Genomic DNA, 24,450 nt, shown 5'->3' with positions numbered 1-24,450 from the left:
GCATCCCATGCCTACCACAGCGATGTGCGTCGTACATAAGTTGTGTATCGCCCACATCGTATGTATGGTGCACAGGTCCTTGATCCGACAGAAGGGATGTCACGTGGACGAGTCCGCGCCCGCCGTCCGACCCGGCGGAATCGTCGGCGTGCTCGCTGTGGGCGGCATCGTCGCCGCGTTCATGCAGACCCTCGTGGTGCCGCTGATCGCCGAACTGCCGCGGCTGCTGCACACCACGGCCTCCAACGCGACCTGGGTGATTACCGCGACGCTGCTGGCCTCCGCGGTCGCCATGCCGATGATCGGGCGGCTCGGCGACCTGTACGGCAAGCGCCGGATGCTGCTGGTCTGCATGGTGCCGCTCATCACCGGGTCGGTGGTCTGCGCGCTGTCCGGCTCGCTGATCCCGATGGTCGTCGGCCGGGGCATGCAGGGCGTCGGCATGGGCATGATCCCGCTCGGCATCAGCGCGCTGCGCGACCTGCTGCCGCCCGAGCGGCTGGGGTCCTCGATCGCGCTGCTGAGCTCGTCCATGGGCATCGGCGGGGCGTTCGGCCTGCCGCTCGCGGCCGTCATCGCGGACAACACGAGCTGGCGGGTGCTGTTCTGGGGCTCGGCCGCGCTGAGCGCGCTCGTCGCCACGCTGATCTACCTGCTGGTGCCGGCCACGCCCGTCCAGGCCCGGGGCCGCTTCGACGCCGTGGGGGCGGTCGGCCTCGGCGCCGGCCTCGTGTGCCTGCTCCTCGGCGTCTCCAAGGGCGCCGACTGGGGCTGGGCGAGCGGCACGACCATCGGGCTGTTCGCCGCCACGGTCGTCGTCCTGCTGGCGTGGGGCTGGTGGGAGCTGCGGACCCGCGACCCGCTGGTCGACCTGCGCGTCACCGCGCGCAGCCAGGTGCTGCTCACCAACGCCGCCTCGGTCGTGATCGGGTTCTCGATGTACGCCCAGTCGCTGATCGTGCCGCAGCTGCTGCAGCTGCCGAAGGCCACCGGGTACGGGCTCGGCCAGTCGATGGTCGCCGCCGGTCTGTGGATGGTGCCGTCCGGCCTGCTGATGATGGCGGTGTCCCCCCTCGGCGCCCGGCTGTCGGCCGCCCGCGGGCCCAAGGTCACCCTGGTCGCCGGGAGCCTGGTGATCGCGCTCGGGTACGGGTCGTCCACCCTGTTCATCGGCGCCGCGTGGGGCCTGATGATCGTCACGGCGATCTGCGGCATGGGCGTCGGCCTCGCCTACGGCGCGATGCCCGCGCTCATCATGGGCGCGGTGCCGCGGTCGGAGACCGCCTCGGCCAACAGCTTCAACACGCTGATGCGCTCGGTCGGCACCTCGGTGTCGGCCGCCGTGGTCGGGGTCGTGCTGTCCCAGCTGACCATCGACCTCGGCGGGCACGTGCTGCCGTCCGAGGACGGCTTCCGCGCCGGCCTGCTGATCGGCTGCGGGGTGGCCCTGCTCGCCGGGCTCATCGCGCTGGCCATCCCCGGCCGCGGGCGCTCGGTCACCGCCGCGGCCGGGCGGGCCGCCCCGGCGGAGGAGCGCGCCGGTTCCCAGGCCTGACGATCGTCAGCCCCGCGCCGGGGACTCGCGCCGCAGGAGGTAGGTGTCCATGATCCACCCCTTGCGGGCGCGGGCCTCGGCGCGGACGGCGCGGATCTCCTCGGCCACCTCCGCGACCGGGCCGGAGACGAGGATCTCGTCGGGCGTGCCGAGGTAGGCGCCCCAGTAGATGTGGTAGCCGTCGCCCGCCTCGGCGAACGCGCAGTGCGCGTCCAGCATCACGAGCACGTCGTCGGCGGTGGTGCCCTCGGCTGCGAGGCGGCGTCCGGTGGTGATGTGGACGGGGCGCCCCACCCGGGTGAGCCCGACGCGGTGCCGCGCGGTGAGCGCCGAGACGCTGCTGATGCCGGGGATCACCTCGCACTCGAACTCGGCGCCGACCTCCTCCAGCGCCGCGAGGGTGCTGTCGTAGACGCCGGGGTCGCCCCAGACGAGGATCGCGCCGGTCTGCCCGTCGGCCAGTTCGCCGGTGACGAACGACTCGTAGAGGCGCGCGCGCCGCGACCGCCAGTCCTCGACGGCGGCGGTGTAGGCGGCGGCGTCCCGGTCGCGCTCGGGGTCGCGGGCCTCCACGATCCGGTACGGGTGCCGGCCGTGCGCCGCGATGAGGTCGTGCCGCAGCCCGGCCAGGTCGTGCTTGGCCTCGCCCTTGTCCACGACGAGGAAGACGTCGGCGGCGGCGATCGCCGCGGCCCCCTGGAACGTCAGGTGGCCGGGGTCGCCCGCGCCGATGCCGATGATCAAAAGCCGCTTCACCTGGCCAAGTGTGCCAGCTGTAGACTTGGCGCCGCATTTCGCTCAAGGAGGCCAGTGGACGCGCGTGTCATCACCGTCGTGGGCGTCGGGGCCGACGGGTGGGACGGCCTCCCGGAGGGCTCCCGCGCGGCGCTGCGGGCCGCCGGCGTGCTGCTCGGCGGCGCACGGCACCTCGCCCTCGTCCCGGACGGTCCCGCCGAGCGCGTGCCCTGGCCGTCCCCGCTGCTCCCCGCGCTGCCCGGCCTGATCGAACGGTACGAGGGGCGGTCGGTCGCCGTCCTGGCGAGCGGCGACCCCATGTTCTACGGGATCGGCTCCACGCTCGCCGAGCTGGTCGGTCCGCGGCGCCTGCGGGTGCTGCCGCACCCGTCGTCGGCGTCGCTGGCGTGCGCGCGCCTCGGCTGGCCGCTGGAGCGGGTCGAGGTCGTCAGCCTCGTCGGGCGTCCGGCGCAGACGCTGAACGCCGCCGTCGCGCCCGGCCGCCGCGTGCTGGTGCTCGGCGCGGGGCGGCAGGCCCCGGCGGTCGTGGCGGCGCTGCTCACCGGGCGCGGGTTCGGGCTCAGCCGGATGACCGTCCTGTGCGACCTGGGGGCGGAGACCGAGACCGCGGCGCACGGCGTCGCGTCCCACTGGACCGACCCGGCGGCCTCGGCGCTCGCCGTCGTGGCCGTCGAGTGCGTGCCCGGCCCGGACGCCGCCCCGCTGCCGCGCGTCGCCGGCCTGCCCGACGACGCCTTCGAGCACGACGGGCAGATCACCAAGCGCGAGGTCCGGGCGGTGACGCTGTCGCGCCTCGGGCCGCTGCCCGGCGAGCTGCTGTGGGACGTCGGCGCCGGGTCCGGCAGCGTCGCGATCGAGTGGGCGCGGGCGCACCCGTCGTGCGCGGCGGTCGCGGTCGAGAGCCGCCCGGAGCGGGCGGAGCGGATCGGCCGCAACGCCGGGGCGCTGGGGGTGCCGGGCGTCCGCGTCGTGGAGGGCCGCGCGCCGGACGCCCTGGAGGGCCTCCCGCGGCCCGACGCGGTCTTCGTCGGCGGCGGGCTCACCGTCCCCGGCCTGCTGGAGCGCTGCTGGGACGCGCTCCGGCCCGGCGGGCGCCTCGTCGCCAACGCCGTCACCCTCGAATCGGAGGCCCGGGTCGCCGAGCTCCGCCGGACCCACGGCGGCGAGCTGGTCCGCCTCGGCGTCGAGCGCGCCGCCCCGCTCGGCGGGTTCACCGGCTGGCGTCCCGCGATGCCCGTCACCGTCTGGACGACCCGGAAGGACACCCTGTGACGGTGTACTTCGTCGGCGCGGGCCCCGGCGCCGCCGACCTCATCACCGTGCGCGGCCTGCGGGTCCTGGAGTCCGCGCCGGTCTGCCTGTACGCGGGTTCGCTGGTGCCGGCCGAGCTGCTGGAGGCGTGCCCGCCCGGCGCCCGGCTCGTCGACACCGCGAACATGACGCTGGACGGGATCGTCGCCGAGCTGGCCGCCGCCCACCGCGGTGGCCTGGACGTCGCGCGGCTGCACTCCGGCGACCCGTCGGTGTTCAGCGCGGTCGCCGAGCAGATGCGCCGCCTCGACGCGGCGGGCGTGCCCTACGAGGTCGTCCCCGGCGTCCCGGCGTTCGCGGCCGCGGCGGCCTCGCTCGGGCGGGAGCTGACCGTCCCCGGCGTCGGCCAGACCGTGATCCTGACCCGGACGGCCGTCCGCGCCACCCCGATGCCGGACGGCGAGGACCTCGCCACCCTCGGCGCGAGCGGCGCCACGATGGTGCTGCACCTGGCCGTCCAGCGCATCGAGGAGGTCGCCGCCGAGCTGCTGCCCCGCTACGGCGCGGACTGCCCGGTCGCCGTCGTCGCCCGCGCCAGCCGCCCGGACGAGCTGGTCCTGCGCGGCACTCTCGCCGACATCGCCGCCCTGGTGCGCGGGGCCGGGGTGCGGCGCACCGCGGTGATCGTCGTCGGGCGCGTCCTCACCGCGTCGGCGTTCCCCGACAGCCACCTCTACAGCGCCGGGCGGGACCGGGCGTGCGGCGCGTCCTGATCCTCGGCGGGACGGCGGAGGCCCGCGCGCTCGCGGCCCGGCTGACCGGCGTGCACGTCGTCTCCTCGCTCGCCGGGAGGGTGTCCGACCCCCGCCTGCCCGCCGGCGAGGTCCACATCGGCGGGTTCGGCGGCGCCGAAGGACTCGCCGCGTGGCTGCGCGAGCACCGGATCGACCGTCTCGTCGATGCGACGCACCCGTTCGCGGAGCGGATGAGCGCCTCCGCCGCGCACGCGTCACGGCTGACGGGCGTGCCGCTGCTCGCGCTGCGCCGCCCCGGCTGGGACGAGGGGGACGGCGACGACTGGCGGCGCGTCCCGTCCCTGCCGGCCGCCGCCGCCGCGCTGCCGGACGGCGCCCGCGCGTTCCTCACCACGGGCCGCCGCGGCCTCCCGGTGTTCGCCGCGCGGACCGGCGTGTGGTTCCTCGCCCGGTCGGTGGATCCGCCGGAGCCGCCCGTCCCGTCCAACGTGCACGTCCTGCTGGCGCGCGGCCCCTACACCGTGGACGGTGAGCGCGCCCTGATCCGCGAGCACCGCCTGGACGTCCTGGTCACCAAGGACAGCGGCGGCGCGATGACCCGCGCGAAGCTCACCGCCGCCCGCGAGGCCGGACTGCCGGTCCTGATGGTCGACCGCCCGGCCCTCCCCGAGGGCGTCCGGGCGACCGGCGACGTGGCGGCCGCCGTCGACTGGGCTCAGGGGTAGCGGCGGGGGGTGTAGACCACGCCCCGCTCCGTCACCCGGGTGGCCGACGACCCGACGATGAGCAGGCAGCGCATGTCGACCTGCTCGGGGTCCAGCTTGCCGAGCGTCGTCACCGTCACGCTCTCCTCCGGCCCGCCGACGTCCCGCCCTACCACCACCGGGGTCTCGGGGGAGCGGTGCTTCAGCAGCAGGTCGCGCGCCACCGGGAGCCGGTGCCTGCGCCGGCTCGACGAGGGGTTGTAGAGGGCCAGCACCAGGTCGGCCCCGGCGGCGGCCGCGAGTCGCCGCTCCACCACGTCCCAGGGCTTGAGGATGTCCGACAGCGACAGCACGCAGAAGTCGTGCCCGAGCGGCGCGCCCGCCCGGGCGGCCACGGCCTGCGCCGCCGTCAGGCCCGGCACGACCTGCACCGGCACGTCCGCGAACTCGTCCGCGGCCGCGGCCTCCAGCACGGCCGTCGCCATCGCGAACACCCCCGGATCACCGGACGAGACGACGGCGACCCGGGCCCCGTCCCGCGCGAGCGCCAGCGCGAGCCGGGCCCGGTCGGCCTCCACCCGGTTGCCGGACCCGTGCCGCCGCTGCCTCGGGTTCGGCGGCACCCGGTCCAGGTACGGGCCGTAGCCGACGAGGTCGGTCGCGGACGCCAGGACGTCCTGCGCCTCCGGGGTCAGCCACGGCCGGCCCGCCGGCCCGAGCCCGACGACCCACACCCCGCCCCCGGCCCCCTCCGGCCGCGCCGGGGGAGGCGCCGCGAACGAACGCTCCGCCGGGCTCGTCAGCAGCGCGAGCGACATGTAGGGCACGTCCGCCGGGTCGACGTCGGCGAGCGGGAGGACGCGCTGCCGGTCGGTGGCGGCCCGCTCGACGTACCAGCCGTCGCCGAGCCGCCCCGCGTCCGCGAATGCCTGCCTGACCTTGGGGAACGTCCGGCCGAGCTTGAGCACCGCCGCCGCGTCCGCGGTGCGCAGCCGCTCGGCCAGTTCCTCGCCGGGCAGCGTCCCCGGCAGGACGGTCAGCGTCTCCTCCCGCTCCACCAGCGGGCGTCCCGCCGCCGCCGACGCGGCGCTCAGCGAGGTCACGCCCGGCACCACCTCGGCCGGGTAGTGCGGCGCGAGCCGCTTGTGGAGGTGCATGTACGACCCGTAGAACAGGGGGTCGCCCTCGCTCAGCACCACGACCGTCCGCCCCGCGTCGAGGTGCGCGGCGAGCCGGGCGGCGCAGTCGGCGTAGAACTCCTCCAGCGCCCCCTGGTACCCGCCGGGGTGGTCCGTGGTCTCCGTCGTCACCGGGTAGACGAGCTGCTCCTCGATCCGCCCGTCCGGCAGGTACGGTTCGGCGATCGCCCGGGCGATGCTGCGGCCGTGCCGCGCGCAGTGGAAGGCCACCACGTCCGCCTCGCCGATCAGCCGCGCCGCCTTCACCGTGACCAGCTCCGGGTCGCCGGGCCCGACGCCCACGCCGATCAGCCGTCCCGCCATCACTCCGCCTCACTGGCGATGGCGTTGACCGCCGCCGCCGTCATCGCGCTGCCGCCGCGCCGCCCGCGCACCACCAGATGGTCCAGGCCGCTCGCGGCGAGCGCCTCCTTGGACTCGGCCGCCCCGATGAACCCGACCGGGATCCCGAGGACCGCCGCCGGGCGCGGTGCGCCCTCCTCCACCAGCTCCAGCAGCCGGAACAGCGCGGTCGGCGCGTTGCCGATCGCGACGACCGCGCCGCCGAGCCGGTCGCGCCACAGCTCCAGCGCCGCGGCGCTGCGCGTGGTGCCGAGCCGCTCGGCCAGCTCGGGCACGCCCGGGTCGCCCAGGGTGCACACGACCTCGTTGCCGGCGGGCAGCCGCGCGCGGGTCACGCCGGACGCGACCATCCGCGCGTCGCACAGCACCGGCGCGCCGGCCAGCAGCGCCGCCCGCGCCCGCGCCACCACCCCCGGCGACCAGGCCAGATCCCCGACGAGGTCGGTCATGCCGCAGGCATGGATCATGCGGACCGCGACCCGCGCCACGTCGTCCGGCAGTCCCGACAGGTCGGCCTCCGCGCGGATCGTCGCGAACGACCGCCGGTAGATCTCGGCGCCGTCCCGGACGTAATCGATCACTGCTGTCCCTCCGCCGTCCTCAGCACGACCGGGCCGCGGGGCATCCCGCAGCGCCGCTCGCATCCCGTCCAGTGGACGGGGGTCTCGGGCGCGCGGCTCAGGCCGTCCACGAAGCGCCGCGCCTCGCCCTGCACGTCGCCGCGCGACTTCGCGCATCCGGGGCTCCCGGTGCAGGCCGTGACGCCCACCCAGGGCGAGGCGGGATCGGTCGCGAAGCCCGCCGCCGCGAGCGCCGCCGCCGCGCGGCGCGCCTCGTCCCGGTCCAGGTCCCGCAGCACGACGCTGCGCCACGGCGTCACCCGCACCTCGTGCGCGACTCCGGCGAGCGCCTCGGCCTGCGCACCGGACAGCCGGCCGAGCGGGGGCACGACCTCCAGCGCGGCGAGCCCGTCCCGCTGCGCGACGATCCCCGCGTGCGGCGGCGCGGGGTCGGGGCGCGGCGGCGCCTCCCGCACGGCCGCGCCCAGCCGCTCCGCGACGAGCCGCGCGCCGTCCGGCACCTCCGCGAGCCTCCAGGCGTCGCCCCGGATCTCCAGGAACGCCTCCGCCGCCGCGAGCAGCGCCGCGACGGGATCGCCGGGGACGGGTTCGAGCGGCGTCCCGGCCAGCCGCAGGCCGCCGGGGGTATGGGCCGCGTCGGCGTCCAGCGCGGCCATGTCGCCGGTGCCGTCGTCGAGCGCGAACAGGAACCGCCCCGGCAGCCGGGCCAGGCGCGGACGCGCTCGGAGCGCCTCGTCCAGCGCCGTGACCAGCGGATCCGTGGCGAGGACGCCGCGCGGGCCGCGGCCGCCGAGCGGGGAGGCGACGATGTTGCGCACCCGCTCGTGGGTCGCCGACGGCAGCAGCCCGGCGGCCTCCAGCCGGGCCGCGAGGGCCGCCGTGTCGCGGACGCCGCGCACCTGGAGGTTGCCCCGGGACGTGAGTTCGATCACGTCCCGCCCCAGCGCGCGGGCGGCGGCGCCGAGCACCGCGAGCTGCGCGGCGGACACCGCGCCGCCCGGGACGCGGACGCGCGCCAGCGGCCCGTCGGCGGCGTCGTGGGTGCGCAGCGCCCCGGGGCACGCGTCGGCGCGGGCTCTGACATTCGGCACGGGGAGGATGTTAACCACAGTTTGCAGGGCGACCGCGCTGCCGTACTCTTCTGCTCAGGCGATGGCAATGGGAGGAAGCCGGTGCGAGTCCGGCGCGGTCCCGCCACTGTGACCGGGGAGCGAACCCCGCTGTAGGCCACTGTCCGCACGGACGGGAAGGCCGGGGCGAGCGTCGATCCGGGAGCCAGGAGACTCCTGCCGTCGCGACACCCGCTACCGGGGCGAGGACCCCAGGGGGAGGATGCGCCGTGCCCGAGCACAGCCGCACGGTCCTGTTGCTGTCGACGTCCGACACCGATCTGCTGAGCGCCCGCGCGTCCGGCGCCGCCTACCGGCTCGGCAACCCGGCGCGGCTCACCGCCGGCGACCTGCCCGGGCTCACCGAGGGCGCCGACCTCGTCGTGGTGCGGCTGCTCGGCGGGCGGCGCGCCTGGGAGGACGGCCTCGACGCGCTGCTCGCGGGCCCCCGGCCGGTCGTCGTCCTCGGCGGCGAGCAGGCCCCCGACGCCGAGCTGATGGAGCTGTCCACCGTCAGCGCCGGTGTGTGCGCCGAGGCGCACGCCTACCTCGCGCACGGGGGCCCCGGCAACCTCGCCGAGCTGCACGCGTTCCTGTCCGACACCGTGCTGCTGACCGGGCGCGGCTTCGCACCGCCGGCGCCGGCGCCGGCCTGGGGGCGGCTCGCCCGCGCCGCCCGTGACGGCGACGGGCCCGTGGTCGGCGTGCTCTACTACCGCGCCCACCACATGGCGGGCAACACCGCGTTCGTCGAGGCGCTCTGCGCGGCCGTGGAGGACGCGGGCGGGCGCGCCATGCCGGTGTTCTGCTCGTCGCTGCGCACCGCCGAGCCCGAGCTGCTGGACACGCTGCGCCGGGCGGACGCGCTGGTGGTGACCGTGCTCGCGGCGGGCGGGTCGCGGCCCGCGACGGCCGGGGCGGGCGGCGACGACGAGGCGTGGGACGTGGGCGCGCTCGCCGCGCTGGACGTCCCGATCCTGCAGGGCCTCTGCCTCACCACGAGCCGGTCCGCCTGGGAGGGCAGCGACGACGGCCTGTCCCCGCTGGACGCGGCGTCGCAGGTCGCGATCCCCGAGTTCGACGGGCGGATCATCACCGTCCCGTTCTCGTTCAAGGAGGTCGACGAGGACGGGCTCACCGTCTACGCCGCCGACCCCGAGCGGGCCGCGCGGGTCGCCGGGATCGCCGTCCGGCACGGCCGGCTCCGCCACACCCCGGCCGCCGGGCGCCGCCTCGTGGTGATGCTGTCGGCGTACCCGACCAAGCACGCCCGCGTCGGGAACGCCGTCGGCCTCGACACCCCGGCGAGCACCGTCCGGCTGCTGGCCCGGCTCCGGGACGCGGGGTACGACCTGGGGGAGGGCTTCCCCGGCCTCGACGAGCAGGACGGCGACGCCCTCGTCCACGCGCTCATCGCGGCGGGCGGCCAGGACGAGGACTGGCTCACCGAGGAGCAGCTCGCCGGAAACCCCGTCCGCATCTCCGCCGCGTCCTACGAGCGCTGGTACCGCACCCTGCCCGCCGATCTGCGCGAGGGGATGGAGCGGCACTGGGGCCCGCCGCCGGGGGAGCTGTTCGTCCAGGACGGCGACATCGTCCTCGCCGCGCTGCGCGCGGGCAACCTCGTCGTCATGGTCCAGCCGCCGCGCGGCTTCGGGCAGAACCCCATCGCCATCTACCACGACCCCGACCTGCCGCCGAGCCACCACTACCTGGCCGCGTACCGGTGGCTTTCGGACGAGTTCGGCGCGCACGCGATCGTCCACGTCGGCAAGCACGGCAACCTGGAGTGGCTGCCCGGCAAGGCGGCGGGGATGTCGGCGTCGTGCGGCACGGACGCGGCGCTCGGCGACGTCCCGCTGGTCTACCCGTTCCTCGTCAACGATCCCGGCGAGGGCACGCAGGCCAAGCGCCGCGCGCACGCCGTCCTGGTGGACCACATGGTCCCGCCGATGGCCCGTGCCGAGACCTACGGCGACATCGCCCGCCTCGAACAGCTCCTCGACGAGCACGCGACGATCGCCGCGATGGACCCGGCGAAGCTGCCCGCGATCCGCGCCCAGATCTGGACGCTCGTCCAGGCCGCCAAGCTCGACCACGACCTCGGCCTGGACGACCGCCCGCACGACACCGAGTTCGACGACTTCATCCTGCACGTCGACGGCTGGCTGTGCGAGGTGAAGGACGCGCAGATCCGCGACGGCCTGCACGTCCTCGGCCAGGCGCCCACCGGCGCGACCCGCGTCGACCTCGTGCTGGCCATGCTCCGCGCCCGCCAGATGTGGTCGGGTCGCGAGACGCTGCCCGGCCTGCGGGAGGCGCTCGGACTCAGCGAGGCCGGCGGCGAGGCGCTCGCCGACGTGGACGCCGCCGAGGCCGCCGCCCGCGCCCTCGTCCAGGCGATGGAGGACGCCGGCTGGGACGCGGACGCGGTCCCGGATGCCGCCCGGGACGTGCCGGCGGAGCGCCGCGAAGCCGTGACGCGGGTCCTGGAGTTCGCCGCCGCCGAGATCGTTCCGCGCCTGGCCCGGACGCCCGACGAGCTCGACCACGTCCTGCACGCCCTGGACGGCGGCTACGTCCCGGCGGGCCCGAGCGGGTCGCCGCTGCGCGGCCTGGTCAACGTCCTGCCGACCGGCCGCAACTTCTACTCGGTCGACCCGCGCGCCGTCCCGAGCCGCCTCGCCTGGGAGACCGGCCAGGCGATGGCCGACTCGCTCCTGGAGCGCTACCGCGCCGACCACGGGGAGTGGCCGCGCTCGGTCGGGCTGTCGGTGTGGGGGACGAGCGCGATGCGCACGGCCGGCGACGACGTGGCCGAGGTCCTCGCGCTGCTCGGCGTCCGCCCCGCCTGGGACGAGGCGTCCCGCCGCGTCACGGCGCTGGAGCCGGTCCCGCCCACCGAGCTCGGCCGTCCGCGCATCGACGTGACCGTCCGCATCAGCGGCTTCTTCCGGGACGCGTTCCCGCACGTCGTCGCCATGCTGGACGACGCCGTCCGGCTCGTCGCCGGGCTGGACGAGCCCGACGCCGACAACCACGTCCGCGCCCATGTGCGGGCCGACCGGGAGCGGCACGGCGACGAGCGCCGCGCCACCATGCGGGTGTTCGGGTCCGCGCCCGGCGCCTACGGGGCCGGGCTGCTGCCGCTCATCGACAGCCGCAACTGGCGCGACGACGCCGACCTCGCCGAGGTGTACGCGGTGTGGGGCGGCCACGCCTACGGCCGCGACCTCGACGGGGTGCCCGCCCGCGCCGACATGGAGAGCGCCTACCGGCGGATCGCCGTCGCCGCCAAGAACGTCGACACCCGCGAGCACGACATCGCCGACTCCGACGACTACTTCCAGTACCACGGCGGCATGATCGCCACCGTCCGCGCGCTGACCGGCCGGGCCCCGGAGGCCTACGTCGGCGACAGCACCCGCCCGGACGCCGTGCGCACCCGCACCCTCTCGGAGGAGACCGCGCGGATCTTCCGGGCCCGCGTCGTGAACCCGCAGTGGCTGGCCGCCATGCGCCGGCACGGCTACAAGGGCGCCTTCGAGCTGGCCGCGACCGTGGACTACCTGTTCGGCTACGACGCCACCACCGGCGTCGTGGCCGACTGGATGTACGACCGGATCACCGCCGCCTACGTCCTGGACGAGGAGAACCGCGCGTTCATGGCGGAGTCGAACCCGTGGGCGCTGCACGGCATCGCCGAGCGGCTGCTGGAGGCGGCCGAGCGCGGCATGTGGGAGCACCCCGACCCGGCCGTCCTGCAGGGCCTCCAGGAGGTCTACCTCAAGACGGAGGGCGACCTGGAGGACGACACCAGCCGCTGAGCCGCCTCCGGAAACCCCGCCCAGTGCAGGTGCAGGTAGGAGGCGGTGACCCGGTCGTCGCCGTAACCGTCGCGGCCGTCCCGCCACCGGAACAGCGGCCCGGCCTCGGTGTCCAGCGCGGTCCGGTGGAACTCGTGCCCGCGGAACCGCTCGCCCGGCCGGGTCAGCGGGGACTCCGCCACCGCGACCGCCTCCCGGTAGCCGAGCGTCAGCCGGGACGTCATCCGCGCGCGCCCCGGCACCCGTCCGCACATCGCCCGCCCGTCGAGCTCCTCGCACAGGTAGAGGAGCCCGGCGCATTCGGCGGCGATCGGCCCGGGGAACGCCGCGACCTCGGCGAGCAGCGGCGCGTTGGCGGCGAGCTCGGCGGCGTGGACCTCCGGGAAGCCGCCGCCGACGACGAGCGCGGCGGTCCCGGCCGGCAGGGCCTCGTCCCGCAGCGGGTCGAAGACGGCCACGTCGGCGCCCGCCGCGCGCAGCAGCTCCACGTGCTCGGCGTAGGAGAAGGTGAACGCCGCCCCGCCCGCGACCGCGACGACCGGCCCGCCGCCGGCCGGTACGACATGGTCGGACGGATCCCACGCGGGCCCCGGCAGCGGGGGAGCGGTCGCCGCCAGGCGGAGCACGGCGTCCAGGTCGCAGGAGCGCTCCACCAGCGCGCCCAGCCGCTCCACCGCGCGGACGGCCTCCGCGCCCCGCTCGGCCGCCGGGATCAGCCCGAGGTGGCGGGACGGCGTCGTGACCGCGTCGTCCCGCCGGATCGCGCCGAGCACCGGTACGCCCGTCGCCTCCAGCGCGCCGCGGCACAGCTCCTCGTGCCGCTCCGAGCCGACCCGGTTGAGGACGACGCCGCCGATCCGCACGCCCGGCTCGAACGTCGCGAAACCGTGCACGAGGGCCGCCACCGACCGGCTCTGCCGCGCCGCGTCCACGACCAGCACCACCGGCGCCGCGAGCAGTTGCGCGACGTGCGCAGTGGAGGCGAACCCCGTGTCGCCGCGCCCGTCGAACAGGCCCATCACGCCCTCGACCACCGCCACGTCGCAGCCGGCGGCGCCGTGCAGGAACAGCGGCGCCACCCGTTCCTCGCCCGCAAGCCACGGGTCGAGGTTGCGGCCGGGCCGCCCCGCCGCGAGCGCGTGGTAACCGGGGTCGATGTAGTCGGGGCCGACCTTGTGCGGCGACACGGCGAGGCCGCGCGCCCGCAGCGCCGCGATCAGCCCGGTCGCCACGGTCGTCTTGCCGCCGCCGGACGCCGGGGCCGCGACGACCAGCCGGGGGATCACCACTCGATGCCCCGCTGCCCCTTCTGCCCGGCGTCCATCGGATGCCGGACCTTGCCCATCTCCGTCACCAGGTCGGCGGCCTCGACCAGCCGGGCGGGCGCGTCCCGGCCGGTGACGACGACGTGCTGGGTCCCGGGACGCGCGGTGAGGGTCTCGACCACGTCGTCCAGGTCGAGCCAGCCCCACTTGAGCGGGTAGGTGAACTCGTCGAGCACGTAGAAACGGTACGCCTCGGCGGCCAGGTCCCGCTTGATCTGCGCCCACCCCTCGCGGGCGTCGGCCGCGTGGTCCTCCTCGGTTCCGGGGCGCTGGATCCACGACCAGCCCTCGCCCATCTTGTGCCAGGCGACCGGGCCGCCCTCGCCGCTCGCCCCGAGCACGCGCAGCGCCCGCTCCTCGCCGATGCGCCACTTCGCCGACTTCACGAACTGGAACACCCCGACCGGCCAGCCCTGGTTCCAGGCCCGCAGCGCCATCCCGAACGCGGCCGTCGACTTCCCCTTCCCAGGGCCGGTGTGGACGATCAGCAGGGGCCGGTTGCGCCGCTGCCGGGTGGTGAGGCCGTCGTCGGGGACGGACTCGGGCTTTCCTTGAGGCATCTCAGGCCGCCTTTCCGCCGTCGCGCCCGCGGTGGGCGCGGACGATCCCGTCGAGGTCGCCGAGCGGGACGAGCCGCGCCCCGAGCCGGGCCGCGAGCCTCCCCGCCAGGCCGAGCCGGACCGGGCCGTCCTCGCAGTCCACGACGATCCCGGCGGTGCCGGCCAGCAGGCCGGCGGCCCGGTCCACGTCGCCTTCCGCGGTCGCCCGCCCGTCGGTGACGACCACGAGCAGCGGGCGCCGCGCCGGGTCGCGCAGCCGCTCGGCGCGCAGCACCTCGGCGGCGCGCGCGAGCCCGGCGGCCAGCGGCGTGCGGCCCCCGGTCGGCAGGGCCCGCAGCCGCGCCGCGCCGGCCTCGACCGACGACGTCGGCGGCAGGACGAGTTCGGCGGCCCGCCCCCGGAACGTGACCAGGCCGATCTTGTCGCGGCGCTGGTAGGCGTCCAGCAGCAGGCTGAGGACGGCCGTCTTCACCGTCGTCATGCGGCGGCGGGCGGCCATCGAGCCGCTGGCGTCCACGACGAACAGCACCAGGTTCCCCTCGCGGCCCTCGCGGACCGCCTCCCGCAGATCGTCCGGGCGCAGCACGAGCCCGGCGCCGGTCCGGCCGCGCGCCCGCTGCCGCGGCGCGGCGGCCAGCAGGGTCGCCACCACGTGGGGGTCGCGGACCCTCGCGGCCGGGCGGCGCGCCCCGATGACCCGGCCGCGCGCCGTCCGCGACCGCGACCGCCGTCCCGCGGTCCCCTCGCCGACGCCCGGCACCTCCAGCAGCGGCACGGCGTGCGGCGCGGCGGCCGACGCGACCCGCTCGCCGCCCCCGCCTCCCGGCCGCTCGTCCTGCTCCGGGCCCTCGTCCTCGGACGGGGCCGGTCCCCGTCCGCCGTCCTCGGGCGGGGCCGGGGGCTCGCCGCCCCCGCCGCCGTCCGGCGGAGGATCGCCGGGGGACGTGCCGTCGAGCAGCTCGTCGAGCAGCGACTCGTCCAGGCCGGGGGCGTCGAACGGGTCCCGCCGGCGCCGGTGCGGCAGCGACAGCCGGGCCGCCGCGCGCACATCCTCGTCCGTCACCTCGCCGCGTCCCCGCCACGCGGCGTGCGCGAGCGCGGCGTTCGCCGTCACCAGGTCGGCGCGCAGCCCGTCGACCTCGAAGCCCGCGCACACGGCCGCGATCTGCTCCAGCCGCTCGTCCGGCAGCCGGACCCCGGCGAGCCTCTCCCGCGCGGCCGAGATGCGCTCCGCCAGCTCCGCCTCGGCGTCCTCCCAGCGCGCGGTGAACGCGGCGGGGTCCGCCTCGAACGCCAACCGCCGCCGCACGACCTCGGCCCGCTCCTTCGGGTCCCGCGACGCCCGTACCTCGACCGTCAGCCCGAAGCGGTCGAGGAGCTGGGGGCGCAGCTCGCCCTCCTCGGGGTTCATCGTCCCGACCAGCAGGAACCGGGCCGCGTGCCGCACCGACACCGACTCGCGCTCCACGTAGCAGGTGCCGAGCGCGGCGGCGTCGAGCAGGAGGTCGACCAGATGGTCGTGCAGGAGGTTCACCTCGTCCACGTACAGGACGCCGCGGTGCGCCGCGGCGAGCAGCCCCGGCTCGAAGGCCTTGACGCCCTCGGTCAGGGCGCGCTCGACGTCGAGCGACCCGGCGAGCCGGTCCTCCGAGGCGCCCACCGGCAGCTCCACCAGCGCGGACGGCCGCCGCTCGGACGGTCCGCCCGGTTCGTGCGGGCCGTCCGGGCAGGACGGGTCGGGCGACGCCGGGTCGCAGGCGAACCGGCAGCCCGGCACCGCGTCCACGGCGGGGAGCTGCGCGGCCAGGGCCCGCACGATCGTCGACTTGGCGGTGCCCTTCTCGCCGCGCACCAGCACGCCCCCGACCCGCGGGGAGACGGCGTTGAGCAGGAGCGCCAGCTTCAGGTCGTCCAGCCCGACGACGGCGCTGAACGGATAGGCGACGTTCACACCTGGACCTTCCGGTTGACATGGGCGACCCGCCAGCCGCTCCCGGCGGCGGCGAGCCTCGTGGTGGACAGCGGCGCGAGGTCGATGCGGTCGGCCGCGAGGACGCCGGCGCCGAGGGCGTGGGCGAGCGCCGCCCGGATCACGCCCGCGTCGCAGACGGCGACGCCGCGGGGACGGCCGCCGAGCCACGCCGCGACCCGCGCCGCGAGCGCGGAGCGGCTCTCGCCGCCGTGGGGCGCGGCGTCCGGGTCCGCCAGCCAGGCGGCCAGCGCGTCCGGATCGGCCTCCGCGAAGCGGGCGCCCGCCCAGGAACCGTGGTCGGCCTCGGCGAGCGCCGCGACCGGGCGGGCGTCGAGGCCGAGCGCGGCGCAGGTCTCCCGGGCGGCGCGGGCGGGCGACGTCCACGCCTCGCCGTCCGGCAGCGCGCCGGCCAGGGCCCGCGCCCTCGCCAGACTCGACGGGTCGGCGGCGAGGTCGGCGGGGAAGCGGGCCTGCCGCATCCCCGCCGACGTCGCGTGCCGGACGAACAGCACGCCGGTCAGGGCGGCCCGCTCACGCCGGTGCCGGGGCACGGGCGGCCCGGTCGCAGAACCACCCGAACAGGGTTCCGAAGGACGCCCAGAACACCAGCTGCGTTCCGAGCGAGGTGATGCGGAACTGCCACAGCAGTGTGGCGGGGAACCCGTCCGGCACCTCGTCCACGGCCGGCAGCAGCAGCGACGCCACCACCACCGGGACGACGAACGCCAGCACGGCCGCAGGCCGGCGCGCCCACGGCCCGCCGCGCACGCCGCGCGCCGTGGTCACCGCGATGGCGGTGGACAGGAGCCCGACCCCGATCATCGCCAGGTACAGCAGGGTGCGGGTGTTGATCGTCTCCGGGTCGCCCACCGCGGGCGGGTTCGCCGGATACTTCAGGAACGGCACGACGATGACGGCGGCGAAGGCCGTTCCGGCGGCGGCGAGCGCGAGCGCGGCGTCCGAGCGCGGCCCGACGCGTCCCCGCAGTCCCGCGAAGACGAGCGCGAACACGCCGCCCGCCGCGAGGCCGTAGAGGCCCGTGGCGAGGAAGAGCCCCGCCTTCTGCGTGCCGCGGCTCACCTCCTCGCCGTGCTCGTGTGTTCCGGACTCCTTCCCGTGTGTTCCGGACTCCTGTTCGTGTGTTCCGGACTCGTGCCCGTGCGTTGCGGCTCCGGGCTCGGCTGCCGCGCCGTGCTCGTGCGCGGCGGCGGCGTTCTCCAGGGCGATCGCGTCGTCGATGCGGGGCTCGCCGACCGTGAAGGCGAAGACGCCCGCGACGAGACCGGCCAGCAGGCCCAGAAGAAGGCCCCTGACCAGCAGGGTGCGCACCATGCGGCGGCCTAGTGGCAGGGCACGCCGAGCAGGTGGCGCCCGTCGTGCATCAGCTCGTGGAGGTAGCCGCCGGTCTGCGACACGGCGCCGTTGTCCATCAGGACGAGGTAGCCGAGGAGCAGCAGCGCGGGCACCGCGAGCAGCCAGGGAGCGAGGTGGGAGAGGGGGATGTGGCGAGCCGACAGCGTGCTCACGGAGCCTCCGTAGGGGATCTAGCGCGTCCCGGACAATGAGGTCGCGGTCACCCGAGCGACCTGGCTCCCGGGATCGTCGTCCCGGATACAGTGGCGCGTCCGCACCGGCATCTCACCGGATTTCCCTCGGGCAACCGTGAATCAGCCGAACGGTACGGGCCGGGCGATCGCGCTGTCAACAGCGCGCCCCGCCGCCGCCCCGCCCGCCGAACCGGATAATCCGCCAGCAAGAGCCCGAAATCCGGCTTTGTTGCCATCAAGAGGGACTCGCCTATCATGGCGATTTTCGTCTCGCGTCCCCCCGCTGTCGAGATCGACGACGTTGGAGCTCTCCAGATGATCAGCCAAGAGACCGGGCCGCCCGCCTCCCTCGACGAGGTCAGGGGGTGGTTCCCGAAGGTCGACCAACTGCTCTTCACCTGGTTCCTTGAACGCCAGGAGCGGCTCGGCGAGCGCGGCGACCTGGTGGAGCTCGGCTCCTACCTCGGCAAGAGCGCCATCCTCATGGGCCGCCACCTGCGGGAGGGCGAGACCTTCACCGTGTGCGACCTGTTCGACGGCGACGCCCCGGACGACTCCAACCAGGCGGAGATGCGGGGGTCCTACTCCACCCTGACCCGCCGGGCGTTCGAGTCGAACTACCGCGCCTTCCACGACCGGCTCCCGGAGATCGTCCAGGGCCCGACCTCGCTGATCCTGGACCACGTCCCGCCGGAGACCTGCCGGTTCGTGCACGTGGACGCGTCCCACCTGTACGAGCACGTGCACGCCGACATCCGGGCGGCGCACGTGCTGCTCCCCGCCGGGGGCCTCATCGTGTGCGACGACTACCGGTCCGAGCACACCCCCGGGGTCTCCGCCGCGGTGTGGGAGTCGGTGGCCACCGACGGCCTGCGCCCGATCTGCGTCACCACGCAGAAGCTCTACGGCACCTGGGGAGACTCCGACGCGGTCCAGGACGACCTCCTGGAATGGCTGGCGACGCGGGACGACGCCTGGCACGAGGTCCAGCACGTCGCCGGGCGCCGGCTCGTCCGCGTCAAGGGGAAGGGGGCGACACGCCCCCCGAACGAGGTGGGCGGGCTGAAGGAGCGGCTCGCGCGGGCGGAGAGGCGGCTCGCCCGCGCGGAGGACAGGCTGGCCCGCGCGCGCCACGAGCTGGAGGCCGTCCGCGGCTCGGTCAGTTTCAGGGTCGGCCGGGCGGCCACCGCCCTCCCGCGCGCCCTGCGCGGCGGCCGCAAGCCGTAGCCCCGCCCCCGGACGTCGATAGAACACGTTCTAGTATCGGCTGCATGCGCCACGGCATCGTGCTCTTCACAAGTGACCGGGGCATCACGCCCGCCGCCGCCGCCCAGGCTGCCGAGGAGAACGGGTTCCATACCTTCTACGTCCCCGAGCACACGCACATCCCGGTCCGGCGCGATGCCGCGCACCCCGGGACGGGCGACGAGACGCTCCCCGACGACCGCTACTCGCGCACGCTCGACCCCTGGGTCGCGCTGGCGTCCGCGGTCACCGTGACCTCGACGATCCGGCTCGCGACGGCCGTCGCGCTGCCGGTGGAGTCGGACCCGATCACGCTCGCCAAGACCGTCGCCTCGCTCGACCACCTGTCGGGCGGCCGGGTCACGATCGGCGCGGGGTTCGGCTGGAACACCGACGAACTCGCCGACCACAACGTGCCCGCCGACCGGCGCCGGACGGTGCTGCGCGAGTACGTGGAGGCGATGCGGGCGCTCTGGACGCAGGAGCAGGCCTCCTACGCGGGGGAGTTCGTCTCGTTCGGGCCGTCCTGGGCGTGGCCCAAGCCCGTCCAGCCGCACGTCCCGCTGCTGATCGGCGCGGGCGGCGGCCCGAAGACCCTCGCGTGGATCGCCGCCCACGCCGACGGTTGGATGACCACCCCGACCGAGCGCGACATCCTGCCCAAGGTCGCCGCCCTGCGCGCGGCCTGGGCGGACGCGGGACGCGCGGGCCGGCCGGAGGTCTGCGTCCTGGCCGCGGCGCGTCCCTCGCCCGAGGACGTCGCCGCCTGGGAGGAGGCCGGCGTCACCGAGATCATGTGGGGGCTGCCGGACCGGCCCGCCGACGAGGTCGTCGCCTTCCTCGCCCGCCATGCCGCCCGCCTCGGCCTGTGACACCCGCCGGGTGGATCGAAAGGGCCTTTAACCTGTTTTGCCGGGCTCGTCCGAAATGTCGCGGACAATGGCGCGGACGCGCCGGTCAGCGCTTTCGGCCGACCCCCGCATAGCACCATTGGCGGTCCGCGCGGGGTGGCACGGCCGTCCCCGGATCGGGACGCCACATCGACAGGGTGGTGAGGCCGGGCTCCACGAGTTCGAAACCGTCGAACAGCCGCGTGACCTCCGCGCGGCTGCGCAGGGTGATCTGGTACGTGGCCCGCTCGTAGACCGCGCCCGCGTGCCGGACCCTCCGGTCGGCGTCGAAGTCGCCGGTCACGTGCGACACCGCCAGGTAGCTGCCGGGGGCCATCGCCTCGCGGAGCCGCGCCACGATCCCGGGCGGGTCGTCGCCGTCGCCGATGAAGTGCAGCACGGCCAGCATCAGCACGGCGACCGGCCGGTCGAAGTCGATGAGCCGGTTCAGCTCGGCGTTCGCCAGGACCTCGCCCGGACGGCGGGCATCGCCCTGGATGACGGTCACCTCCGGCGTTCCGGCCAGCAGGGCCCGCCCGTGGACCAGCACGACCGGCTCGACGTCGACGTACACGACGTGGGAGTCCGGCGCGACCTGGTGGGCGATCTCGTGCACGTTGCCCTGGGTGGGCAGGCCCGAGCCGATGTCGATGAACTGCCGGATCCCGGCCTCGGCGAGGAAGCGCACCGCGCGCCGCAGGAAGGCGCGGTTCTGGCGTGCCATGAAGGGGGTGTCGGGAGCGTGCCTGACGACCTCCTCCACGGCCTCCCGGTCGGCGGTGTAGTTGTCCTTTCCACCCAGAAGGTAGTCGTACATCCGCGGGACGTTCGGCGTGTGCGGATCGACGGTGTCCAGCGTCCTCTCCCCGGCTCGCGGCGTCGCGACTTCCGGCCTGGAAATGTCGCGGAGTTACCCGGGACATGTAAGCATTGCGATCAACTCGGAAACAACCGAAACGACGATGCCGACGCGGAGGGCGCGAATGCGAAGCGACGCCGACACCCCATCGCAGATCCCCGGTCCGTCCACGGAGGACGATGGGACGGCGGCCATCGCGGCGGCCGGCGGGCTGCACGACTACCAGCTGAAGCTGCACGCCGAGTACGGGCCGGTGGTGCGGTTCCCGCTGCCCGGCGCCGGCCTGGCGGTGTCGGTGGCCGACCCGGTGCTGCTGGAGGCCACCGCGAAGATCAACAAGCGCCCGGAGAAGCTGTTCGAGTTCCTGGCGCCCCTCCAGGAGTCGGGCAACCTGCAGACGATCCCGGCCGACGAGCACGGCCCCTGGCGCCGGGTGATGCTGTCGGTGCTGGCCGGGCGCCCCTCCCACGAGGCGCACTTCACCCGCTTCACCGCGCTCGCCGCCGAGCTGGCCGACCGGTGGGAGGCGCACGACGGCCCGGTCGCCCTCCAGCAGGACCTGAGCGAGCTGTCGCTGCGCATGATCTGCCAGTACGCGCTCGGCAGCGGCCTGGAGTCGCCGGACTCGGCCGCGCGGGTCGTGTCCGCGTTCGAGACCGTCCTCACCGAGTACATGGGCCAGGCCGGGGACGGGGCGGCGGGCCGCGCCCAGGAGGCCCTGGCCTACCTGCGCTCCACCGTCGACCGGGTGCTGGCCGCGCACCGCGAGCGCGGCGACTCGGCGCCGGCCGGACGCAGCGACCTGATCGCCGCCCTGGTCGAGGCGGGCGAGTCCCCGGCGCGGATCCGCGACACGGTCCTGATGACGATGCTCGCCGCCCACCACACCACCGGCGTCGCCATCTCCTGGACGCTGCACCTGCTGGCCCGGCACCCGGACGCCGCCGAGCGCGTCGCCGAGGAGCTGGACCGCGTGCTCGGCGACCGCCCCGTCCCCGAGTACGGCGACCTCAGGCGGCTGACCTACCTGGACATGGTGCTCCGGGAGACCATGCGGCTGTACCCGCCGGGACCGTACGGCGCGCGGGAGGCCACCGAGGACATCGTGCTCGGCGAGTACACCGTCCCGGCCGGCACGACCATCTTCTACCCGTTCTGGGCCGTGCACACGAACCCCGACTACTGGCCCGACCCGCAGACGTTCGACCCCGGCCGGTTCGCGCCGGAGGCGTCGGCCGGCCGCCCGCGCCTGGCCTACATCCCGTTCGGGATCGGCCCGCGCAGCTGCGAGGGCGCCGCGCTCGCCACGGTCGAGGCCCAGCTCGTGCTGGCCGTCCTGCTCAAGCGCCTCGCCTTCCGGCCGGTGCCCGGCCGGACGGTCACCCCCATCGAACGCTTCGTCCTCTGGGCCGCCGAGGACATCCACATGACCGTCACCCCGCGGGAGGCCGGCTGACCCCGGCGGATGGTAGAAGAACGGGATGGAGTTCTTCTGCTACCACCGTGACCGTGCCGGCTCGACCGGGCTCCGCGAGGAACTGGGGGAGCGGCACTGGTCCTACATGGACCGGTACGAGAAGGAGCTGATCGCCCGGGGCCCGACCTTCGCCGGCGACGTCCCCACCGGCAGCGTCCACATCGTCGACCTGCCCGATCCCGCCGCCGCCCGGGCGTTCGCCTTCGACGAGCCCAACTACCAGGCGGGCGCGTACCGGGACGTCATGGTGCGCCGGTGGCGCAACGCGCTGGGCCGCTCGATGTGGGACTTCCCCGGCGGCCGGACCGGCGGCGACCGCTTCCTCGTCCTCGGCCTGGGCGAGGGCGAGGCCGCCGACCTCCAGGTCCCGGCGGACGACGACCTGATCGCCTACGGCCCCCTGCTCTCCGACGACGGCGAGGCCTGGCTCGGCACGGCCGCCCTGCTCCGCGCCCGGGACGCGGGCGCGGCACGCGCCGTCCTGACCCAGGACCGCTACGCCGCCGTCGAGGTCCACCACTGGCAGTTCGGCGGCCGCCGCTGACCCCGCCCGGCCTTCATCCCCCGCGTCAGAGGTTGCGCAGCACCGAGACGACGATGCCGAGGACGGCGGCCTCGTCGCCGTCGATGACGTCGTAGGCGGGGTTGCGGGGTTCGAGCAGGACGTGGCCGTCGCGGCGCCGGTACACCTTCACGGTGGCCTCGCCGTCGATCATGGCGGCGACGATCTGCCCGGAGTGGGCTTCGGGCTGCCGGCGGACCACGACGATGTCGCCGTCGCAGATCGCGGCGTCGACCATCGAGTCGCCGCGCACGCGCAGGCCGAAGACGGCGCCGCGCCCGGTGAGCTCGCGGGGCAGCAGCAGCGTGTCGTCGGCGTGCTCCTCGGCCAGGATGGGGGTACCGGCGGCGATGTCCCCGACCACGGGGACGGTCACCGGGCCGTCGGCGGACTCCCGTGACGGGCCCTCACGCAGGAACACGCGGACGTCGATCGGCCGGGCCACCGCCTCGCCGCGCCGCAGGAAGCCCTTGTCCTCCAGGCTCGCCAGGTGGCGCGACACCGACGAGGGCGACCGCAGGCCCACGGCGTCGCCGATCTGGCGCGTGCTCGGCGCGTACCCGTACCTGACCGCCCAGTCGCGGATCATGGCCAGGATCCGCTGCTGGCGCGGGGGCAGCGCGGAGGGGTCCAGGTCCCCGAACGGGTTGAGATCACTGTAGGCGGTCACCCACGGAATTGTAGGGGCGCGGCGGCCGGGTGAGCGGTCGGGACGCGCGCCGGCGGTGGTCCTCAGGAGCGCGTGGCGGCCTCCAGTGCGGCCGTTTCGAACGCGGCGGCCAGTTCGACGACGTCCTCGGGCGCGCGGGAAGGGGAGCCGGCGTCGAACGGAGGCTGCGGGTCGTACTCCGTCCAGAGCTGGACGGCCTGGGCGGTCCGCGTGTCGGTGAGGAGCTCCACCAGCCGCAGCGCCATGTCGATCCCGCTGGAGACGCCGGCGGCGGTCACGACGCGGGCGTCGCGCTCGACCACCACGCGCTCCTGGGCCGGGACGGCCCCGAACAGGGGAAGCTTGTCCAGGTGCCGGTAGTGGGTGGTCGCCCGCAGTCCGTCGAGCAGGCCCGCGGCGCCGAGGATGAGCGACCCGGAGCACACCGAGGTCGTCCACCGGGTGGCGGGGTGGACCTCGCGCAGCCAGGCCGGGAGCGCCCCCTCCAGCACGCGCACGGTGCCGGGCCCGCCGGGGACGACCACCACGTCCGGGCGCGGCGCCTCGTCGAGCCCCACGGCGGTCAGCCGGAGGGCGCGGCAGTCGTCGAGCACCGGGCCGGCCCGCTCGGCGGCGAACACCACCCGCACGCCGGGGGTGAGGGCCAGCATCTGGTACGGGCCGATGACGTCCAGGGCGGTGAAGCGGTCGTACAGCGGGATGACGACGGTGATGTCGGGAGGAGTCATGGCGGCGGCTCAGTGGTGGTACTCGCGCCGGCGCCGGAGCAGCACGGCGAGCATCGCGACCATCATCAGCACGTGCGCGGCCGTCATGAACGCCATCCCGCTCATGGCGCCGGCCCAGACGAGCGGGACCAGCACCGCCGGCGCGTACATCGCCGCGCACATCTCCAGCGTGCAGGCCCAGCCGTGGCGGCGCAGGCGCATCCAGGCGGCCATGCCGATCGCCATGTCGGTGGCCATGAGCAGGTAGTGGGCGCCCGGATGCGGGTCGAACGCGACCGTGAGCCCGAGAAGCGCGCGAAGGCCGCCGAAGACGAGCATCCCGGCGAACATCGCGAGCACCATCTCGACGTAGTGCAGGGTGAGCCGCCGCCAGACGGTGCGCGGGCGGGCGGCGGCCTGTGGATCGGGATCCAGGGTGCGGGAGGTGGTGGTCATGGGATCACCTTCGGCGCGCCGGGGCGCGTCCGCCAGTCCCGGACCGGGGGCAGGTCCGAAAACTTGGGGTAGCCGTCTATCGGACATAGGTGATAGATGCT

Annotated in this window: 23 protein-coding genes and 1 riboswitch; of the genes, 9 read left to right on the top strand and 14 right to left on the bottom strand. The window is 75.6% G+C overall.

Going from position 1 to position 24,450, the window contains the following annotated elements:
- Positions 1–64: 64 nt before the first annotated feature.
- Positions 65–1,555, top strand: a complete 1,491-nt coding sequence (locus CHC11_RS13880) for an MFS transporter (protein WP_218826073.1) — start codon at positions 65–67, stop codon at positions 1,553–1,555.
- A gap of 6 nt (positions 1,556–1,561) precedes the next feature.
- On the opposite strand, the gene cobF is transcribed toward CHC11_RS13880, so the two are convergent.
- Positions 1,562–2,311, bottom strand: a complete 750-nt coding sequence (cobF, locus tag CHC11_RS13875) for a precorrin-6A synthase (deacetylating) (RefSeq protein WP_179278844.1) — start codon at positions 2,309–2,311, stop codon at positions 1,562–1,564.
- Between the two features lie 54 nt (positions 2,312–2,365).
- On the opposite strand from cobF, the gene cbiE reads away from it, so the two are divergent.
- Genes cbiE through CHC11_RS13860 form a run of 3 tightly spaced genes read left to right on the top strand, consistent with a single transcriptional unit; the run spans position 2,366 to position 5,042 of the window.
- Positions 2,366–3,583 (top strand): precorrin-6y C5,15-methyltransferase (decarboxylating) subunit CbiE, encoded by a 1,218-nt coding sequence (gene cbiE, locus CHC11_RS13870; RefSeq protein ID WP_089312093.1) that lies wholly within the window; start codon positions 2,366–2,368, stop codon positions 3,581–3,583.
- Complete coding sequence (gene cobM / locus CHC11_RS13865; protein WP_089312092.1) at positions 3,580–4,335, top strand: precorrin-4 C(11)-methyltransferase; 756 nt, start codon at positions 3,580–3,582, stop codon at positions 4,333–4,335. The genes cbiE and cobM overlap by 4 nt, the downstream gene beginning before the upstream one ends.
- Positions 4,320–5,042 carry a cobalt-precorrin-6A reductase gene (locus CHC11_RS13860; protein WP_089312091.1) on the top strand — a complete coding sequence of 241 codons (723 nt, stop codon included), beginning with the start codon at positions 4,320–4,322 and terminating at the stop codon, positions 5,040–5,042. Before cobM ends, CHC11_RS13860 begins: the two co-directional genes overlap by 16 nt.
- Here the strand turns inward: CHC11_RS13860 and CHC11_RS13855 are convergent.
- Genes CHC11_RS13855 through cobG form a run of 3 tightly spaced genes read right to left on the bottom strand, consistent with a single transcriptional unit; the run spans position 5,033 to position 8,234 of the window.
- Positions 5,033–6,523: a precorrin-2 C(20)-methyltransferase gene (locus CHC11_RS13855; RefSeq protein ID WP_089312090.1), complete on the bottom strand. Its 1,491-nt coding sequence runs from the start codon at positions 6,521–6,523 to the stop codon at positions 5,033–5,035. The genes CHC11_RS13860 and CHC11_RS13855 overlap by 10 nt on opposite strands.
- Entirely contained in the window at positions 6,523–7,143 is a 621-nt protein-coding gene (locus tag CHC11_RS13850) for a precorrin-8X methylmutase (RefSeq protein WP_218826072.1), read from the bottom strand. Before CHC11_RS13850 ends, CHC11_RS13855 begins: the two co-directional genes overlap by 1 nt.
- Positions 7,140–8,234 (bottom strand): precorrin-3B synthase, encoded by a 1,095-nt coding sequence (cobG, locus tag CHC11_RS13845; protein WP_179278843.1) that lies wholly within the window; start codon positions 8,232–8,234, stop codon positions 7,140–7,142. The genes CHC11_RS13850 and cobG overlap by 4 nt, the downstream gene beginning before the upstream one ends.
- A 45-nt stretch (positions 8,235–8,279) precedes the next feature.
- A riboswitch (cobalamin riboswitch) is annotated at positions 8,280–8,451 on the top strand.
- Between the two features lie 31 nt (positions 8,452–8,482).
- Here cobG and cobN point away from each other — a divergent pair.
- Positions 8,483–12,079, top strand: coding sequence for a cobaltochelatase subunit CobN (gene cobN / locus CHC11_RS13840; protein WP_089312088.1), 3,597 nt, complete (start codon positions 8,483–8,485; stop codon positions 12,077–12,079).
- On the opposite strand, the gene CHC11_RS13835 is transcribed toward cobN, so the two are convergent.
- Genes CHC11_RS13835 through CHC11_RS13810 form a run of 6 tightly spaced genes read right to left on the bottom strand, consistent with a single transcriptional unit; the run spans position 12,034 to position 17,462 of the window.
- On the bottom strand, positions 12,034–13,365 hold the full coding sequence (locus CHC11_RS13835) for a cobyrinic acid a,c-diamide synthase CobB (RefSeq protein ID WP_245919182.1): 1,332 nt from the start codon (positions 13,363–13,365) through the stop codon (positions 12,034–12,036). The genes cobN and CHC11_RS13835 overlap by 46 nt on opposite strands.
- Positions 13,362–13,964: a cob(I)yrinic acid a,c-diamide adenosyltransferase gene (cobO, locus tag CHC11_RS13830; RefSeq protein WP_089312087.1), complete on the bottom strand. Its 603-nt coding sequence runs from the start codon at positions 13,962–13,964 to the stop codon at positions 13,362–13,364. Before cobO ends, CHC11_RS13835 begins: the two co-directional genes overlap by 4 nt.
- Position 13,965: 1 nt before the next feature.
- Complete coding sequence (locus tag CHC11_RS13825; protein WP_089312086.1) at positions 13,966–15,915, bottom strand: VWA domain-containing protein; 1,950 nt, start codon at positions 15,913–15,915, stop codon at positions 13,966–13,968.
- A complete protein-coding gene (locus CHC11_RS13820; RefSeq protein ID WP_218826071.1) occupies positions 15,912–16,487 on the bottom strand; it encodes a histidine phosphatase family protein in 576 nt (191 codons plus the stop codon). The genes CHC11_RS13825 and CHC11_RS13820 overlap by 4 nt, the downstream gene beginning before the upstream one ends.
- Complete coding sequence (locus CHC11_RS13815; RefSeq protein WP_089312085.1) at positions 16,468–17,268, bottom strand: CbtA family protein; 801 nt, start codon at positions 17,266–17,268, stop codon at positions 16,468–16,470. Before CHC11_RS13815 ends, CHC11_RS13820 begins: the two co-directional genes overlap by 20 nt.
- An 8-nt stretch (positions 17,269–17,276) precedes the next feature.
- On the bottom strand, positions 17,277–17,462 hold the full coding sequence (locus CHC11_RS13810; protein WP_089312084.1) for a CbtB domain-containing protein: 186 nt from the start codon (positions 17,460–17,462) through the stop codon (positions 17,277–17,279).
- 336 nt (positions 17,463–17,798) lie between these two features.
- Here CHC11_RS13810 and CHC11_RS13805 point away from each other — a divergent pair, with 336 nt between their 5' ends.
- Together CHC11_RS13805 and CHC11_RS13800 are read left to right on the top strand one after the other, a co-directional pair.
- The gene (locus CHC11_RS13805; protein WP_089312083.1) at positions 17,799–18,710 is read left to right on the top strand and encodes a class I SAM-dependent methyltransferase; all 912 of its coding nucleotides are present in this window, start codon (positions 17,799–17,801) and stop codon (positions 18,708–18,710) included.
- A 44-nt stretch (positions 18,711–18,754) separates the two neighbouring features.
- Entirely contained in the window at positions 18,755–19,600 is an 846-nt protein-coding gene (locus CHC11_RS13800) for an LLM class F420-dependent oxidoreductase (RefSeq protein WP_089312082.1), read from the top strand.
- Between the two features lie 85 nt (positions 19,601–19,685).
- On the opposite strand, the gene CHC11_RS13795 is transcribed toward CHC11_RS13800, so the two are convergent.
- On the bottom strand, positions 19,686–20,474 hold the full coding sequence (locus CHC11_RS13795) for an SAM-dependent methyltransferase (protein WP_281258317.1): 789 nt from the start codon (positions 20,472–20,474) through the stop codon (positions 19,686–19,688).
- A 127-nt stretch (positions 20,475–20,601) separates the two neighbouring features.
- Between CHC11_RS13795 and CHC11_RS13790 the strand changes: the two genes are divergently transcribed.
- Together CHC11_RS13790 and CHC11_RS13785 are read left to right on the top strand one after the other, a co-directional pair.
- Complete coding sequence (locus CHC11_RS13790; protein ID WP_089312080.1) at positions 20,602–21,933, top strand: cytochrome P450; 1,332 nt, start codon at positions 20,602–20,604, stop codon at positions 21,931–21,933.
- Between the two features lie 25 nt (positions 21,934–21,958).
- Positions 21,959–22,498 (top strand): YciI family protein, encoded by a 540-nt coding sequence (locus CHC11_RS13785; protein WP_089312079.1) that lies wholly within the window; start codon positions 21,959–21,961, stop codon positions 22,496–22,498.
- A gap of 25 nt (positions 22,499–22,523) precedes the next feature.
- Here the strand turns inward: CHC11_RS13785 and lexA are convergent, their stop codons facing one another.
- The 3 genes from lexA to CHC11_RS13770 are packed head-to-tail and all read right to left on the bottom strand — an operon-like array spanning position 22,524 to position 24,349.
- Positions 22,524–23,195, bottom strand: a complete 672-nt coding sequence (lexA, locus tag CHC11_RS13780; RefSeq protein ID WP_218826087.1) for a transcriptional repressor LexA — start codon at positions 23,193–23,195, stop codon at positions 22,524–22,526.
- Between the two features lie 53 nt (positions 23,196–23,248).
- Complete coding sequence (locus tag CHC11_RS13775; protein ID WP_342749980.1) at positions 23,249–23,914, bottom strand: DJ-1/PfpI family protein; 666 nt, start codon at positions 23,912–23,914, stop codon at positions 23,249–23,251.
- A gap of 9 nt (positions 23,915–23,923) precedes the next feature.
- A complete protein-coding gene (locus tag CHC11_RS13770; RefSeq protein ID WP_245919157.1) occupies positions 23,924–24,349 on the bottom strand; it encodes an LPXTG cell wall anchor domain-containing protein in 426 nt (141 codons plus the stop codon).
- Between the last annotated feature and the right edge of the window lie 101 nt (positions 24,350–24,450).

It is taken from the genome of Actinomadura mexicana (genome assembly GCF_900188105.1).
Lineage (GTDB): Bacteria > Actinomycetota > Actinomycetes > Streptosporangiales > Streptosporangiaceae > Spirillospora > Spirillospora mexicana.
Note: the sequence above shows the minus strand (reverse complement) of the source record. Positions and strands in the feature narration are given on the sequence as shown.

What these genes read in the sequence shown, in the direction of transcription:
- CHC11_RS13880 (WP_218826073.1), top strand. Translation starts at nt 65, where the DNA reads ATGGTGCACAGGTCCTTGATCCGACAGAAGGGATGTCACGTGGACGAG.
- CHC11_RS13855 (WP_089312090.1), bottom strand. Translation starts at nt 6,523, where the DNA reads ATGGCGGGACGGCTGATCGGCGTGGGCGTCGGGCCCGGCGACCCGGAG.
- cobO (WP_089312087.1), bottom strand. Translation starts at nt 13,964, where the DNA reads ATGCCTCAAGGAAAGCCCGAGTCCGTCCCCGACGACGGCCTCACCACC.
- CHC11_RS13815 (WP_089312085.1), bottom strand. Translation starts at nt 17,268, where the DNA reads ATGGTGCGCACCCTGCTGGTCAGGGGCCTTCTTCTGGGCCTGCTGGCC.
- CHC11_RS13805 (WP_089312083.1), top strand. Translation starts at nt 17,799, where the DNA reads ATGATCAGCCAAGAGACCGGGCCGCCCGCCTCCCTCGACGAGGTCAGG.
- CHC11_RS13800 (WP_089312082.1), top strand. Translation starts at nt 18,755, where the DNA reads ATGCGCCACGGCATCGTGCTCTTCACAAGTGACCGGGGCATCACGCCC.
- CHC11_RS13790 (WP_089312080.1), top strand. Translation starts at nt 20,602, where the DNA reads ATGCGAAGCGACGCCGACACCCCATCGCAGATCCCCGGTCCGTCCACG.
- CHC11_RS13785 (WP_089312079.1), top strand. Translation starts at nt 21,959, where the DNA reads ATGGAGTTCTTCTGCTACCACCGTGACCGTGCCGGCTCGACCGGGCTC.
- CHC11_RS13775 (WP_342749980.1), bottom strand. Translation starts at nt 23,914, where the DNA reads ATGACTCCTCCCGACATCACCGTCGTCATCCCGCTGTACGACCGCTTC.
- CHC11_RS13770 (WP_245919157.1), bottom strand. Translation starts at nt 24,349, where the DNA reads ATGACCACCACCTCCCGCACCCTGGATCCCGATCCACAGGCCGCCGCC.